This window comes from Psychromonas sp. SR45-3 (genome assembly GCF_014163575.1).
In the GTDB taxonomy this organism is placed as follows: Bacteria; Pseudomonadota; Gammaproteobacteria; order Enterobacterales; family Psychromonadaceae; genus Psychromonas; species Psychromonas arctica.
Window position 1 is genome coordinate 63,704 of sequence record NZ_JACJDP010000002.1, and the last position, 14,942, is coordinate 78,645.

14 protein-coding genes are annotated in these 14,942 nt (G+C 37.9%); 5 read left to right on the top strand and 9 right to left on the bottom strand.

Annotated elements, in window-relative coordinates:
• Positions 1-123 precede the first annotated feature (123 nt).
• From thiQ to H5084_RS01625, 4 genes are all read right to left on the bottom strand, one after another.
• Positions 124-834 (bottom strand): thiamine ABC transporter ATP-binding protein, encoded by a 711-nt coding sequence (gene thiQ / locus H5084_RS01610; protein WP_182689334.1) that lies wholly within the window; start codon positions 832-834, stop codon positions 124-126.
• Complete coding sequence (gene thiP / locus H5084_RS01615; protein WP_182689335.1) at positions 827-2,458, bottom strand: thiamine/thiamine pyrophosphate ABC transporter permease; 1,632 nt, start codon at positions 2,456-2,458, stop codon at positions 827-829. The genes thiQ and thiP overlap by 8 nt, the downstream gene beginning before the upstream one ends.
• A 7-nt stretch (positions 2,459-2,465) precedes the next feature.
• Positions 2,466-3,464 carry a thiamine ABC transporter substrate binding subunit gene (thiB, locus tag H5084_RS01620; RefSeq protein WP_310735724.1) on the bottom strand — a complete coding sequence of 333 codons (999 nt, stop codon included), beginning with the start codon at positions 3,462-3,464 and terminating at the stop codon, positions 2,466-2,468.
• Positions 3,465-3,714: 250 nt separating this feature from the next.
• The gene (locus H5084_RS01625; protein ID WP_182689337.1) at positions 3,715-4,209 is read right to left on the bottom strand and encodes a hypothetical protein; all 495 of its coding nucleotides are present in this window, start codon (positions 4,207-4,209) and stop codon (positions 3,715-3,717) included.
• 240 nt (positions 4,210-4,449) lie between these two features.
• Between H5084_RS01625 and H5084_RS01630 the strand changes: the two genes are divergently transcribed.
• Complete coding sequence (locus H5084_RS01630) at positions 4,450-5,082, top strand: putative quinol monooxygenase (RefSeq protein WP_182689338.1); 633 nt, start codon at positions 4,450-4,452, stop codon at positions 5,080-5,082.
• A 387-nt stretch (positions 5,083-5,469) separates the two neighbouring features.
• Here H5084_RS01630 and sugE read toward each other — a convergent pair whose 3' ends face one another.
• The 3 genes from sugE to H5084_RS01645 all read right to left on the bottom strand — a co-directional run bounded on the left by sugE (position 5,470) and on the right by H5084_RS01645 (position 7,259).
• A complete protein-coding gene (gene sugE / locus H5084_RS01635; protein WP_028867532.1) occupies positions 5,470-5,787 on the bottom strand; it encodes a quaternary ammonium compound efflux SMR transporter SugE in 318 nt (105 codons plus the stop codon).
• A 109-nt stretch (positions 5,788-5,896) separates the two neighbouring features.
• Positions 5,897-6,532, bottom strand: a complete 636-nt coding sequence (locus H5084_RS01640) for a LysE family transporter (protein ID WP_182689339.1) — start codon at positions 6,530-6,532, stop codon at positions 5,897-5,899.
• Between the two features lie 142 nt (positions 6,533-6,674).
• The gene (locus H5084_RS01645; RefSeq protein ID WP_182689340.1) at positions 6,675-7,259 is read right to left on the bottom strand and encodes a DJ-1/PfpI family protein; all 585 of its coding nucleotides are present in this window, start codon (positions 7,257-7,259) and stop codon (positions 6,675-6,677) included.
• 500 nt (positions 7,260-7,759) lie between these two features.
• Between H5084_RS01645 and H5084_RS01650 the strand changes: the two genes are divergently transcribed.
• Positions 7,760-7,951 (top strand): CPXCG motif-containing cysteine-rich protein, encoded by a 192-nt coding sequence (locus H5084_RS01650; RefSeq protein WP_182689341.1) that lies wholly within the window; start codon positions 7,760-7,762, stop codon positions 7,949-7,951.
• Between the two features lie 169 nt (positions 7,952-8,120).
• Here H5084_RS01650 and H5084_RS01655 read toward each other — a convergent pair whose 3' ends face one another.
• A complete protein-coding gene (locus tag H5084_RS01655) occupies positions 8,121-8,807 on the bottom strand; it encodes a type 1 glutamine amidotransferase domain-containing protein (protein ID WP_259396661.1) in 687 nt (228 codons plus the stop codon).
• Positions 8,808-9,102: 295 nt separating this feature from the next.
• Between H5084_RS01655 and H5084_RS01660 the strand changes: the two genes are divergently transcribed.
• On the top strand, positions 9,103-10,011 hold the full coding sequence (locus H5084_RS01660) for a LysR family transcriptional regulator (RefSeq protein ID WP_182689342.1): 909 nt from the start codon (positions 9,103-9,105) through the stop codon (positions 10,009-10,011).
• Between the two features lie 211 nt (positions 10,012-10,222).
• On the top strand, positions 10,223-11,905 hold the full coding sequence (locus H5084_RS01665; protein ID WP_182689343.1) for an NAD-dependent malic enzyme: 1,683 nt from the start codon (positions 10,223-10,225) through the stop codon (positions 11,903-11,905).
• A 124-nt stretch (positions 11,906-12,029) separates the two neighbouring features.
• Here the strand turns inward: H5084_RS01665 and H5084_RS01670 are convergent, their stop codons facing one another.
• Positions 12,030-13,241 (bottom strand): FAD-dependent monooxygenase, encoded by a 1,212-nt coding sequence (locus tag H5084_RS01670; RefSeq protein WP_182689344.1) that lies wholly within the window; start codon positions 13,239-13,241, stop codon positions 12,030-12,032.
• A 237-nt stretch (positions 13,242-13,478) separates the two neighbouring features.
• Here H5084_RS01670 and miaB point away from each other — a divergent pair, with 237 nt between their 5' ends.
• Positions 13,479-14,900, top strand: a complete 1,422-nt coding sequence (gene miaB, locus H5084_RS01675) for a tRNA (N6-isopentenyl adenosine(37)-C2)-methylthiotransferase MiaB (protein WP_182689345.1) — start codon at positions 13,479-13,481, stop codon at positions 14,898-14,900.
• Positions 14,901-14,942: the final 42 nt, after the last annotated feature.

The following is a 14,942-nucleotide window of genomic DNA, read 5'->3' on the forward strand; positions in this document are numbered from 1 at the left end:
TGGGAGAAATCATTATAATTAATACAACTAGTAGAACTAAAATCATTAAAGCGACACCATAAGTCGTTGTTCATGAATAGAATATGGCCTAAATTGATTAAATAGTATACCGAAAAAATCCTATCACCTATTCATTTCGGCGCTCAAAAAATCCACTAGTTGCTTATTGTTATGAGTCGTATTGAGGTAAGTAATTTTTTCAACGGCTAAGGCAGTGCCTCGGTCGATAAAAACAAAGTCAGAGGCTACGGACAATGCATCATGAATATGATGAGTGACCATCAACACGGTAACATTTTGTAATTTAGCCAATGACTTAACTGACTTCAACATTGCCACTCGCAACACAGGATCTAAGGCAGAGAAAGGCTCATCTAGCAGTAGGATAGGTTTATCCTGTACAAAGCAACGCGCTAACGCGATACGTTGTTGCTGCCCTCCAGAAAGTTGAGCAGGCAAACGATCTAATAAGTTCTCTACACCAACTTGCTCGCTGACAGTATGTAGACGTAACTTTTGTTCAGCATTAAGTTTTAAGCCAGGATGTAAACCTAATGCAATATTTTCATAGGCAGAAAGGTGCGTAAATAGATTATTATCCTGAAACAAGATTGAAAGTGGTCGCTGATGCGGTGCTTGCTTAAGGATTGAACCGTTATTTATTTTGATCTCTCCTTGCACAGGTGTAATAAAACCCACCAATAAATTTAAAAGCGTGCTTTTACCGGCTCCACTTGGCCCAAGAATTGCGACTACACTGCCGGCTTCAACCTCTAAATCAAAATGAAAGCTTTGCTGTTTATAATGATAATTAACGTCTGTAAATTTAATCATGTTGAGTTCTTCTTTCTTTAAATAGATATTCCACCACTATAAAAATACCCACACTCAACACCAATAGCACCAACGCAATGACAGCTGCAGACTGCATTTGATAACTACCTAATAATTGGAAAAGATATAAAGGTAAAGTACTAAAGTTATGGCTACCAAATAATGCAATCGCACTTAAATCGCCCACGGACAGCACAAAGCTTAAACACAGCGCTTGTAAAATAGGTCGTCGTAACGCTTTCCATTCAACCCAATAAAAACGATGCCACCAAAATACACCTATGCTCGCACATAATAATTCATATTTTTGAGCATTATGTAACATAGGTAATGACAAACTCTTTAATACAAAAGGCAAAGCCATTAATGCATTAACTGCAATCACTATATATAGGGCTAGGGAAGAAAAATGTCCGATATCTCTTAACAGTAAAAATAACCCTGTGCTGATCACTAAACCAGGGGTGACTAATATAATGGTGGCTAACATTTCAATTTTATCAGCATATCCATTAAGTCCAATCAATCGCCACTGCCGACTCGCTAACAAAATAAAAAAAGCACAACTCACAGCAATAAGAGCTGCAAAAAAAGCAATGAGCAATGAGTTTTTAAAGGCCAACCAAAATTTAATATCGGTTAAGACAACAAAAAACTGAGTATTTACCCCTGATATAACCACCATTAACAACGGTGGAATTACCAATAGGGAAATCACAATAATCCAACTAAAATCCCAACATTTAGCAATCCATGAATCATGATAAAAGGTATTTTTAGGCCCTTGATAATTGGCTGTTAAGGATGATGAATGCGATAATTTTTGAATAAAAACAGCTAAAACTGCGCATATACAAATTTGCCATAATGCAAGTAAAGCCCCCGTCTGCAAATCAAAATCAAATTTAATTGCTTGGTAGATAGCCAGCTCTATAGTGGTTGATTTAGGCCCGCCACCCAATGCCATTACCGTTGCAAAGCTGCTAAAACAAAGCATAAAGATAAGCCCTGCCGCATGTGGTAATTGAGCAACAATCTGTGGCCATTCAACAAATCGAAATTTATTCCAATGCTTCATTCCTAAATGCGTAGCTAATTGGTGCTGTTTATCTGGAATAGCATTTAATGCCTGTAGAAATAGACGACAAGCAAAGGGCAGATTAAAAAAAACATGGGCCAATAAAATGCCATTTAATCCAAAAATTGAGAAAGGTAATATGCTATCAAAATATTCAAAAATACCCGCTAACACACCACTATTACCATAAATAGCTAACAACCCAAAGACAGCCACCAGCACCGGTAAGACTAAGGTTGTTGCAAATAACTTGAGTAATAAAGCTTTGCCCCTAAACTCTCGCCTAAACAAAGCATGGCTAATGGGGATCGCGAATAAAACACTTAATAGGGTGGATAATGCAGCTTGATAAAAGCTAAATGTTGTAATGTGCCGATAATAAGGATCAGACCAAATAGCCGTTACCTCTAAAACCGGAGAATAAGCAAACAGTGCATTGACTGCCATTAGCACAAACAAAAAGATGCCAATGGACAGCAAAAGTCCGGGAATTTGAACAGGTTTAAGTAATCTGACAAATACCGTTAATGGGTTAATAAGTGGCATTAAGTGATTAATCTGTTAATGAGATCAACCACTCTTTTGTCCATGCTTTGCGTTTTGCTGCCACTTCATCACTTGAGAATGACAATGACTTAGTCGGTGAGACGAGTTGATTAAACTCTTCTGGCAATGCCACATCGGTAACCGGATACATCCAATTACCGGTTGCGATTTTAGATTGAAAAGCATCACTCAGGATAAAGCTCATGAATTCATTCGCTAATTTTTTATGTTTGCTGCTTTTAACCACAGCCGCCACCTCAGTTTGTGTGTAATGACCTTCAGTGAAACTCGCAGCTTGGAACTGATTTTTGCCTTCAGCAATCATATGATAAGCAGGAGAGGTTGTATAAGACAACACCATATCGGCCTCTCCTTTTAGAAACATGCTATAGGATTCAGACCAACCTTTGGTTACAGTTATCGTTTTTTTAGCAAGTTGCTTCCAAGCTTGATTGACTTCGTCACCATAAACAGATTTCATCCAAAGCATCAGGCCTAACCCTGGAGTTGAAGTGCGAGGATCTTGATAGATGATTTTTAAGTCGTCACGTTGTTCGACCAATTCTTTTAAACTCTTAGGTGGGTTAGTTAATTTTTCACTGTTATAAACAAATGCAAAATAACCATAATCAAAAGGCACAAAGGTTTTATCTTGCCAATCAGTGGACATCTTAATCGTACTTAAATCAATATTATGTTCACTCAATAGCCCTGTTTTTTTAGCGCTGGCCATTAAGTTATTATCAAGCCCTAAAAGGATATCAGCTTCGCTATTATTACCTTCTAAACGCAAACGATTTAATACTGATACACCATCATCTAACGCAATAAACTCCAGGTCGCATGCACAGAATTTTTCAAATTCAGCTTCTATTTTTGGTCCTGGCCCCCAGTCTGAAGCAAACGAACTGTATGTATAAACGGTTAATTTTTCCTGCGATGCAGCGAAAACAGGCGTTGCTATTAATGTTGCTAAGGTTATTAAATTGCTGAGAGTCTTATTCACTATGTCATCCATTACTAATGATTAATATTAAAGTATTGATGGATTATAACAATTGCTCAATAACTATGATCAACTATTTACAGTATCGACAATTATTCAATACTAATGTCTAAAATAGACTTCTATTCCCTACAATAATCGAGTAACAATAAAAAATAATCATCGTCATCCCTCTTCTGTTTAGTTAGAGGTTGAATAGGGTTTGAGTAAAGTTTGTAAACCCTGACACTACCAATAATTCTGTTTCAATCTATGTTTGAGTATTATGGTTAAATAGCTCCCATTCACAGCGAATACGGCCAATAGTACGCATTAGCAGTGCGTAATATTTATCACTGACATCGTGACTACCAAGTACCGTTTGTAACAAGGTAATAGCTTTTTTATATTGAATATTAGCCAAAACCCGATCTCCAGAAGCATTATATGCATTAGCCTGATCTAAAAATTCATCGGTAGCGGCCGTAATAACTTCATTAGCCGTTTCAATATCAGGACTAATAACATCACATAGATTTAACTGTATTAATGCGCGTTGATTTGACGAGATGGCATTTTTATCAATATGTTGACTAACATTATTAGGCTTTTTTTGTATTGATGAGACTTGCTTTTTTAACGCCACCCCCCCTATTTCTTTATGGCTTACAGCAGTATCAGCCTGAACTATTACTGATGATTTAACACGTGCATATCTTAAAACAGCAGCAGTAACTTTGTTCGTTAAATATTTCCAGTTAAACATAACTTGCCTTCCTTGAGTATTAACCAGTCTTTAAGTGATACTTATTATCATCTAAAGAAAGAAATAAAACAACCTTATTGATATTGATTATCACTTGTGAAATATAATTTTAATGACCTCGACATAGAAGCAACATGATTATGGATAATATATTCCATATTAATTGGATGTTTACTCTCTTCCTCTATTCATTACTAGTGCGCATAATTCGCAACATATTACAGCGAATAGGAATGCACAATGCTTATACAAATAGTTAAGTTTGATATTAAAACTGAATACATTGAACAATTTAAAGTATTACTTGAGAATGATAAACAAGGCTCAAAAAATGAAGCTGGTTTACTTGAAATGCGTTTATATCAAGATAAAAAAATTCCTAATCTCTTTTTTGCCTACGAACGTTTTGAAAACCAAGCTGCAGTTGATCACCATTCTGCACAGGATTATACCAAGCAACTACTTGAAGCATTAGCCATGATGTGTAATAGCGCACCTGAAGTGATGCCTTTAAACGAAACAACGCCTGCACCGCTATATGAGAAAAATCCTAAATATTCCCATGCACAGGACGAGCTTTGTATTATTTTCTTTATTTTCAAAATAAAACCGCAGTATAGAACGCGATTACTCACTCAATTTGAACATCATATAACGCAAACTCGCAGCCAAGAAGAAGGCAATATCCTTTTTGATTTGTACACCATTGAGGGTCAAGACGATGCGCTAGCGGTTTATGAGCATTGGCGTAAAGAATCTGATCTGTGGGATATCCACTTCAATCAGCCTTACGTATTAGAAACGGGTAAGTTAATGCACCAAGCTGTTATAGGCGACATTGAGCAATACATGAATTTTGTTACTGAGCTTTAATTTTATATCGCTTAAACCTACTCCCAACCTTGGCAGATAAAATAAGTGAATTTTATCTGCTTTTTTATTTGCCCTTAACTTTATCTAATCTTTATGGAAGCCTTATCAAAACAACTTTTATTAATACACACCTTAACAAAAAAAGTATCTTAGCGGTTTTAGCATTCAACATTCAGCATATTCAGCGCTAGTATTTAATAATTGAAAATGGGTAACACCCGAGGCTTTGCAAGTGATGGCAAAATCTAACACTGCCGTACTATCAATTTTAACAAACACTTGTTTGCTCACTTTCAAAGGTTGCCCACACCAAAAGTACAGATTGCAACCTTATGCCCCCTACAATAATGAACAGTAAAAGCTCGATGCAAAAACATTAACTTCGCCCTAACTTTGCGCGATTTTAAGGCCAACAATACCAATACAAATAAAAGCAAGGCTGATAAATTTCAATAATGAAGCTGACTCCCCAAATAATACAACACCTAAAATAGCAGTTCCCACAGCACCAATACCGACCCACACTCCATAAGCAGTACCGACGGGTAAGGTTCTAACCGCAAGTCCCAATAAAGTGAAGCTTATAATTAACGAAGAGACCGTCCAAAGGCTTGGCCATAACTTTGTAAAACCTTCTGTGTACTTCAACCCAACTGCCCAGCTAATTTCAAACAAACCTGCTAGCACTAATAAAAACCAACTCATATTCACCTCTCATTATTGGGGCCGTCCCCAGTTTATGTTGAGAGATGAGGTCGTCCTCATGCCCTTTTTTTATCTGTATATTTGTATAAAAGGTTTATTTTTATAAAGGCTACTGGCTACTGGCTACCGCCACTTTTATACCAAAACCAATTAATACACTACCTACTAATTTTTCAATTTTTTTCTTGTGTGTATTAAATTTTTTCACCAGCGCAGGATGGCTAAAAAATAACGACACCACAGTAAACCATAAAATATGTGCTAAGCAGATGATTAATCCATATAACAGCTGCACCCAAACGGGTGTTGTTGGATTAACCACTTGCGTGAATAAACTCAAGAAAAATAGTGTCGTTTTAGGGTTTAATGCATTAGTAATAAAACCCAGTTTGACTGCGCCTAGACGCGATAACTTAGGCTCAACCGTTTGCCCTTCTGCGCTCAAGTTACCTTTGGAAGTGAAGGTTTTATAACCAATATAAATAAGATAAGCCGCGCCTAAATACTTGGTCAATGAGAATAAAATGATTGATTTTGAAATAATAATCGCCAACCCTGCAATCGAGTAAGCAACATGGATCCAAATCGCTAAGCCTATGCCTAAGGCAGAGTACAAACCACTCTGCCTGCCATGGAACATACTATTGCGCGTGATCACCACAAAGTCAGCACCTGGGCTAATCGCCATAAAAATAGCAATCACAGTGACAGAAAGCAGTTCGGGTAGGTAGTTTGCGATGTCCATTTATTAATCCCTGTTGTTGAAACATTATATATGCTGACATCAATATCATTTATTCTATGTCGCGTATATTTTTTAAGGCTTGAATTAAAGTAATAAAAGCTATTTATACCCACATCAAAAATATTCGAGTAGCATATGACATTCAAGAGTATGTGTGTTTTTGCCAATGATATTCCATTTGCCTTGCTGTTTTTTCTGCCAATGATAATGTTGTTAACTCGGAGACTAAATGTAAACTCATATCTATTCCTGCCGAAATACCTCCCGATGTAATATATTTGCCTTGAGAAACCCAACGTTGATTGTCTATTACCTTTAACTTCGGATAATCCGCCTTAAGATCATCAATATCTTGCCAGTGCGTAGTTACTGTCAAATCATCTAACAACCCCGCTTCAGCCAAAATAAACGCACCAGTACACACTGATAGCACCCTTTCAGATTTGACCGCGATATCAGCCATCCAAGTGATCACTTTTGTTTTTTTAACTTCCTCTGTATGCACCCCACCAACAACTATTAGCACATCGATATCGGGATGCGCATCAAAACAAAAGTGTGGTTGAATAGGGAACCCACCTCGCGCCTGCACAAGTGCCGGCTTTTCGGCAATCAGGAAGATATTCCAATCATGCCCAGACAAACGTTTAGCGGTACTTAACACCTCAAATGGGCCAGAGAAATCAAGCACCTCTGCATTATCGTATATGTAGATTCCAATATTCATCGGCTATGCACTCCTTGCATGTAAAAGTTTTTTATTTTTGAAAGGAACATTAATGCCTTATCATCTTTTTCTCAACCAATATGGTACAAAAAAGACCTGTCACCACAAAAGCTAAATAACGATTAATAATAGTGATAAAGGCGGTAGGATCCAAAAAGAAGGAATAAATCCGAACAATCACTTTCCATGTAATAAGTGGGTTTCAAAATAAAAATATAAAATGCTATAAACAAAACATTACCCAATGCAGCTACAACGTCCCACCGTTGAGCTTTCCCGAGTCATTAATTCCTTTTAGCAAAGCCAAACAGGGTGTTAGGATTACTTTCATTTGGCGCATGAATGTGCCATTTGAACTGGTGCGTTAGAAAAGTAATTGATGACTTGGATCAGAAAGTGACACGGTGTCAGTTTCTTTGCCTACTTTCTTTTCTGATAAAAGAAAGTAGTGTCGCCGGAATTGCTATTAAGTAAAATTGACATAAAGAAAAGGATACAACATGGCATTTCTACAAGAAGCAGAGATCAACTGTCCCTATTGTGGTGAAACCATCACCATACTACTTGACCCCTCTGATATCGATCAAGAATATATCGAAGATTGCCAAGTCTGCTGCCAACCCATTAACTTCTTTGTTAGTGATGATGAAAGCGGCGAGTTAAGTGTTAATGTGAGCAGCGACAATAACTAGCAGCCATTAAGAATTCATTGCTTGTAACGAAAAAAACCGCAATAAAGATCATTCATTGCGGTTTTTTAATATGGCAATTTTAATATGCCAATTTTTTATGAAAACTTTTTATGTAAACTTTTTATGTAAATAAAGGTTCTTAAAATAACGGTAACTTAATTTTTAATCATTAAGCATTCAGATGTGCTAACAATTTTTTAGCTACCAGCTCAGAACTTGCTGGGTTTTGCCCTGAAATAATCAGACCATCTTGTACTGCAAAAGCATTCCAGTCATCTACTTTTTGGTAATCTGCACCGCGTTTAATCAGTTCATCTTCCACTAAAAATGGCACAATATCAGTTAATTGAACTGCTGCTTCTTCACTATTAGTAAAACCAGAAACTGCTTTACCTTTAACTGCAAACTCACCGGCACTGTCTTTAACGTCTAATAGCACCGCACTTGCATGACATACCGCGCCAACAGGCTTATTAGCGGCTAAAAAATCTTCAATCAATTTAATTGATTTAGCATCAGTAGCTAAATCCCATAATGGGCCATGACCACCAGGATAGAATATTGCATCGTAATCAGCTTCATTCACTGATGATAATGCCACTGTATTGGCTAGTTGTTGTTTTGTTTCAGCGTCTTCGTCAAAACGTTTAGTAGCTTCGGTAACAAAATCATCCATTTCACTTGATGGATCGATTGGTGGTTGTCCGCCTAACGGTGATGCTAATGTAATATCTAGTCCAGCATCTTTAAAAACGTAATAAGGGGCAGCAAACTCTTCAACCCAAAAGCCTGTTTTATTACCTGTATCGCCTAGTTTGTCATGTGATGTTAGAACCATTAATATTTTCTTACTCATGATAATGCCCTTAATGTTGAGAGAGTGTTTAATAGCTAGTTATTAGCTGATTGAGAAAGTATAAACCTTATACAAAATTGAACAATGCATACTTTATCAACAACATTGTTTCAATAGTTGATACAATTAAAAATCAGATGAACATGCACTAGAGGGATTTTGCTTGTGAATAAGTAATATTGGGTCATCGACGAAAGAAATAACCCTTTTTACTATCTGTCTATTAGATTGAAATTTAAGTGGAGGTTAATACACAGCTCTAACCAACATCAATAAACGACAAAAAGAGGTCACAGTGGAACTGTCATTTGAACAATTAAAAAGCATGGTGGTGTTTGCCCAAGTTATTGAACAAGGTAGTTTGAGTGCAGCTGCAAAACATATTGGATTGTCACGCGCCGTGGTTAGCTACCATATTAAAAAACTAGAAAGCCAATTAGGTATTAAACTGCTCAATCGCTCAACTCGAAGCATTACATTAACGGAAGCTGGCAGCGAATATTACCAACGTTGTAAAGTGATTGTCGAACAAGCTTTAGCAGCAAACCAGCAGATAGAGAACTTAAAGAACAACCCAACGGGGTTAATTAAAATAACCTGCCCTATGAATGTTGGATTACATGCCATCGTGCCCGCCTTGAACGCTTTTGCGAAGATTTATCCTAATATTCAACTAGATGTAAACCTTAGCGATGAAGTAGTAAATATTATCAAAGAAGGTTTTGATATTGCAATCCGTGGTGCGGAATTAGCTGACTCTGGTTTACAGGCGACTAAACTATCAACGTTGAATACCTGCTTGTGCGCTGCGCCTGAATATTTACAAAAATATGGCCGCCCAACAACTCCTGCTCAATTAACAGCGCACCAATGGATCCTTTATAAACTAGCGCCTACTACGTTAGAGCTGAAAAAAGGCAGCCGCTCCTACAGCGTCAAATTAAAAGGTAATATCAGTACCAATAATGCCGCAGCACGCACGGCCTTTGTTGAAGGAGGTCATGGTTTAGGACGCATTCCAAGTTATGATGCACTGCCTAAAATAAAGTCTGGACGCCTAATTCAGTTACTCTCTGAGTATCAATTTAATGATATTGAAGTATATGCAGTGTTCCCACCGGGCGCTGCAGAATCTAAAAAATTGCGGTTATTAATCGATTACCTGAAAAATTACTTTAAAAAAGGTCAACAGGGGCTGAACTAGGTGCTAATTAGGATATTATTTGAACGTTTTTGTTTTAGGCACGTTGATCTTTTGATACTATTTTGTACAACAAAAGTTAAGCACAAAGAACAACAGATCCCAGCTCGTTAACAAAAATTTAACATCTTTAAGCCGATCTTCGTTGAATTCCTATACAATTAATTATCGGTATGTATTAAGACATACTTTTATTCACTAAGAAGATTTTATTATGCCACTCAAACGTCCTTTATATATTCCCTTTGCAGGGCCTGCACTATTAGAAACCCCACTATTAAATAAAGGCAGTGCTTTCTCCTCCGATGAACGCGATAATTTTAATTTAACGGGTTTGTTACCACACACGATTGAAACGATTGAAGAGCAATCATTTCGTGCATATCAGCAACTGTCTTCATTTAAAAGCGATCTTGATAAACATATCTATCTACGAAACATCCAAGATACAAATGAAACTTTATTTCATCACCTCATCGAGCAACATATCGAAGAAGTAATGCCGTTGATTTATACACCAACGGTGGGACAAGCTTGTGAGAAGTTTTCTAAAATATACCGTCGTAAACGTGGTCTATTCATCTCTTACCCTGAACGTCATAAAATTGATGATATGTTACAGAATGCCACTAAGCAAAATGTAAAAGTGATTGTAGTGACCGATGGTGAACGCATTTTAGGTTTAGGCGATCAAGGCATCGGGGGCATGGGGATCCCAATTGGTAAACTTGCTTTATACACAGCTTGTGGTGGGATTAGCCCGGCGCATTGCTTACCTATTTTATTAGATGTAGGTACTAATAATAGCCAACTAATTAATGACCCAATGTACATGGGGTGGCGTAACCCTCGCATCACAGGCGAAGAGTACAATGAATTTGTAGATTTATTTATTCAAGCGGTGAAACGTCGTTGGCCAGAAGTGTTATTACAATTTGAAGATTTTGCACAAACCAATGCAACACCATTATTAAACAAATACCGCGATCAACTGTGTTGTTTCAATGATGATATTCAAGGCACTGCAGCCGTATCCGTAGGTACGCTGATAGCGGCTTGTTTAAATAAAAAGCAAAAGCTTAGCCAACAAAATATTGCATTTTTAGGCGCTGGCTCTGCAGGTTGTGGTATAGCAGAGCATATTATTAGACAAATGCAACGTGAAGGTTTGACTGAAGAGCAAGCTCGTAAGCGTGTATTTATGGTTGATCGTTATGGTTTATTAACGGATAACATGACTGATTTACAAAGTTTCCAAATGTCTTTAGTACAAAAGGCAGCTGATATCGAAAACTGGGATCACAGCCAACCGTTAGGGTTAGAGCAAGTGGTTAAACAAGCGAAGATAACCGTGTTATTTGGTGTTAGTGGTCAAACAGGTTTATTTACGCAAAGCATTATTGAAAGCTTATGTGCGAATACTGAAAATCCGATTGTATTGCCGCTGTCAAACCCAACTTCTCGCGTTGAAGGTACACCGCAAGATATTACTAATTGGAGTAATGGCAAAGCGATTATTGCAACGGGCAGTCCATTCCCTAATACTCTATTTAAAGATCAATCTTTTGAAGTATCGCAATGTAATAACAGCTATATTTTCCCAGGTATTGGTTTAGGAGTATTAGCCTCACGAGCAAGAGGGATCAGTGACAATATGTTAATGGCGGCCAGCCAAGCCTTAGCTGATGCTTCAATGGATTACGACAAAGCACCAGGTGCACTATTACCACCATTGGCAGTGATTAGAGAGATCAGTGAAAAAATAGCTTACGCCGTTGCAAAGCAAGCCATTGCAGATGATTTAGCTTTGCCTGTAACAGAAGAAAACATGCAACGTCGCTTGCAAGATAACTTCTGGCTACCTAAATACCGTAGTTACCGCCGCACCTCTTTCTAGGAACAACAACCGATTTCTGGAAACAACAGTTAGCGACAAAATACGCTAACTGTTAATAAGAAAGAACAACAAAAAAGCCGTTTTTGCTCTTTTATAGCGCCAATGAGCGGCTTTTTTATATTGCTTAATTAATCCCCATCGCATAACGCATCACTCTATTTTTAATTTGTCCCGATTGTTGGGCTACGCCTAAAAAGCTTTTTCTTATGATACGAATCAATGGGTCATCGGACTTACTGACTTTATAAAACACATCCATGCCTGTTTGCATTAATAAGTTGGCAGGTCGACGCTGGCATTGATAACGTTTTAATATTTCTGGAATCGATAAATCGCTACATTGAGTGAGCAGTTCCACAAGACATTGCACATCTTTGAAACCTAAATTAACGCCCTGTCCTGCTAATGGATTAATAGTATGAGCTGCATCCCCGACCAACACCACACTGCCTTGATAATATTTTTTAGCATGGCGTCTAGTCAGTGGAAACCCACCTTTATTATGGACTTCAAAATCAAATTCAAGCTTAGGAAATTCCGCTAAAATAGTTTGTTTGAGCTGCTGATTATTTAAGCTTTGTAGCAGCTTTATTTTCTGTGGACTGTGATACCACACTAAGCTTGCATTATTACCTGCTAGTGGCAAAAAAGCACAAGGGCCTGTTTCTCTAAACTCTTGCCAAGTCACGCTTTGTTGCGCGCAATCGGTGGTTATATTAATCAATAAACAATGTTGGCGATAATCCCAACTTGTCACAGGCAGTTGTAAGTGTTTACGTACCCCTGAGTTACCACCATCACAGGCCAGCAATAAATCAGCTCGAATAGTCTGTTGATCTGCAAGCGTCACCGTCACTATGCGCTGGCTGTTTTTATTTTCAGCGTCGACATGTTGGTTTTTATTTTCAGTGTCGACATGCTGGGTAATATTCACGACTTCTGTCTGTTCATAGAAGTGAACATTCGCTAACTGTTTAAGGCGCTGCCACAGTACAGTTTGGATCCAACGATTCTCTGCGATATAGCCTAATTGCTCAGCCCCAATATCATCGCTTGAAAAAGCTAATTTTTGACTACCCTTTTCCCATGTTTCTAAACCTTGATAAGCACATAAGCGGTCAAGCGGTATATCATCCCAAACTCCAGCTTGTTCAAGTAAGTGTTTACTTTGAGCGCTAAACGCTGAAACACGCAGGTCAAAAGGCTCACCTTGCTCAGGCATTAGCACCGGTGACTTTTCAATAAGGTGTAATGTATCGCCATGTTTAGCCAGTAGCAATGCAGATAAAGCACCGACCATTCCACCGCCAACAATAATAATTTCTCTGTTTGCCATTACACCCTCAATTTTTGAATTGATATTTAATAGGTTATTGTACGTAAAAGAATGCCCCTTGGGAAAATTAACCTGATTTTTTAATTGCTTAAAATCAAGATACAGAGAGTTATCAAGAGAAATAGAAAAACGAATGAAAAGCATGCAAACAAAAAGTAGCATGATTGCCTTGATGTGCGTAAAATGCGACCTCGTTTTAAGAAACACACTAATTAGTCAGCATAGTAGGCAGTGAATATGAGCATGAAATTACACGTTAAAACCTGGGGTTGTCAGATGAATGAGTACGATTCATCTAAGATGGCGGACCTTTTAAATGCGAGCAACGGATATGTTTCTGTTGATGAAGCAGAAGATGCTGACGTGATCCTACTCAATACCTGTTCTATTCGAGAGAAAGCGCAGGAAAAAGTATTCCACCAACTCGGTCGTTGGAGAAAACTAAAAGAAAAAAATCCTAGCATCATTATTGGTGTTGGAGGTTGTGTTGCTTCACAGGAAGGTAAAGCAATCCGCCGTCGAGCGCCCTATGTAGATATTGTTTTTGGCCCACAAACGTTACACCGTTTGCCAAAAATGATTCAAGATGTAAAAGAAAACAAAGGTAACGTGGTTGATGTCAGTTTTCCTGAAATTGAAAAGTTTGACTCAATGCCAGAACCTAAAGCTGAAGGTGCAACGGCATTTGTTTCAATCATGGAAGGTTGTTCTAAATATTGCACTTTCTGTGTTGTACCTTATACACGTGGTGAAGAAGTTAGCCGTCCATTAGATGATATTTTATTAGAAGTTGCGCAGCTTGCTGAACAAGGTGTGCGTGAGATTAATTTATTGGGGCAAAACGTAAATTCATACATTGGTGCAATGCACGATGGTGAAGAATGTAGTTTTTCTGAATTATTGCGTTATGTTGCTTCAATTGATGGTATTGACCGTTTACGTTATACCACCAGTAATCCAATCGATTTTACTGATGAAATCATTGATGTTTACCGTGATACTCCTGAATTGGTGGACTTTTTACATCTGCCAGTACAAGCAGGCGCGGATCGTATTTTAAACTTAATGAAACGTGGCCACACGGTTGCTCAATATAAAGAAAAAATTGCCGCATTAAAAGAAGTGCGTCCTAATTTAACGATCAGTTCAGACTTCATCGTTGGTTTCCCAAATGAAACCGATGAAGACTTCCAACAAACCATGGATCTTATCAACTACATTGGTTTTGACACTAGCTACAGCTTTATTTATAGCCAACGTCCTGGTACACCAGCGGCAGATATGCCAGATGATGTTACGTTAGACACCAAGAAAAAGCGTTTAGCTATCTTACAAGATCGAATCCATCAGCACTCTCAATTGATTGGTCGCCGTATGGTAGGATCAATACAACGTATTTTAGTAGAAGGTCCGTCACGTAAAAACATCATGGAATTATGCGGCCGTACCGAAAACAACCGTATTGTAAACTTCGAAGGCGATCATCGCTCAATCGGTGGTTTTGTTGATGTTGAAATTACTGAAGTACATACCAACTCAATTCGTGGTAAGTTTGTGCGTGGAGAATCAGAAATGAATCTACGAGAATCAATTCGACCAAGTGATATTGTGAATAAAAAAGCGAACAAGATTGGTGTTGAAACTTTTATACCAGCTTAACTTTATTTTTATCACTTTTAGCTCAGCAAAAGAAGGCGTTAC

What these genes read in the sequence shown, in the direction of transcription:
- H5084_RS01670 (WP_182689344.1), bottom strand. Translation starts at nt 13,241, where the DNA reads ATGGCAAACAGAGAAATTATTATTGTTGGCGGTGGAATGGTCGGTGCT.
- miaB (WP_182689345.1), top strand. Translation starts at nt 13,479, where the DNA reads ATGAGCATGAAATTACACGTTAAAACCTGGGGTTGTCAGATGAATGAG.
- H5084_RS01645 (WP_182689340.1), bottom strand. Translation starts at nt 7,259, where the DNA reads ATGAATATTGGAATCTACATATACGATAATGCAGAGGTGCTTGATTTC.
- H5084_RS01625 (WP_182689337.1), bottom strand. Translation starts at nt 4,209, where the DNA reads ATGTTTAACTGGAAATATTTAACGAACAAAGTTACTGCTGCTGTTTTA.
- H5084_RS01655 (WP_259396661.1), bottom strand. Translation starts at nt 8,807, where the DNA reads ATGAGTAAGAAAATATTAATGGTTCTAACATCACATGACAAACTAGGC.
- thiP (WP_182689335.1), bottom strand. Translation starts at nt 2,458, where the DNA reads ATGCCACTTATTAACCCATTAACGGTATTTGTCAGATTACTTAAACCT.
- H5084_RS01650 (WP_182689341.1), top strand. Translation starts at nt 7,760, where the DNA reads ATGGCATTTCTACAAGAAGCAGAGATCAACTGTCCCTATTGTGGTGAA.
- H5084_RS01665 (WP_182689343.1), top strand. Translation starts at nt 10,223, where the DNA reads ATGCCACTCAAACGTCCTTTATATATTCCCTTTGCAGGGCCTGCACTA.
- thiQ (WP_182689334.1), bottom strand. Translation starts at nt 834, where the DNA reads ATGATTAAATTTACAGACGTTAATTATCATTATAAACAGCAAAGCTTT.
- H5084_RS01640 (WP_182689339.1), bottom strand. Translation starts at nt 6,532, where the DNA reads ATGGACATCGCAAACTACCTACCCGAACTGCTTTCTGTCACTGTGATT.
- H5084_RS01630 (WP_182689338.1), top strand. Translation starts at nt 4,450, where the DNA reads ATGCTTATACAAATAGTTAAGTTTGATATTAAAACTGAATACATTGAA.
- sugE (WP_028867532.1), bottom strand. Translation starts at nt 5,787, where the DNA reads ATGAGTTGGTTTTTATTAGTGCTAGCAGGTTTGTTTGAAATTAGCTGG.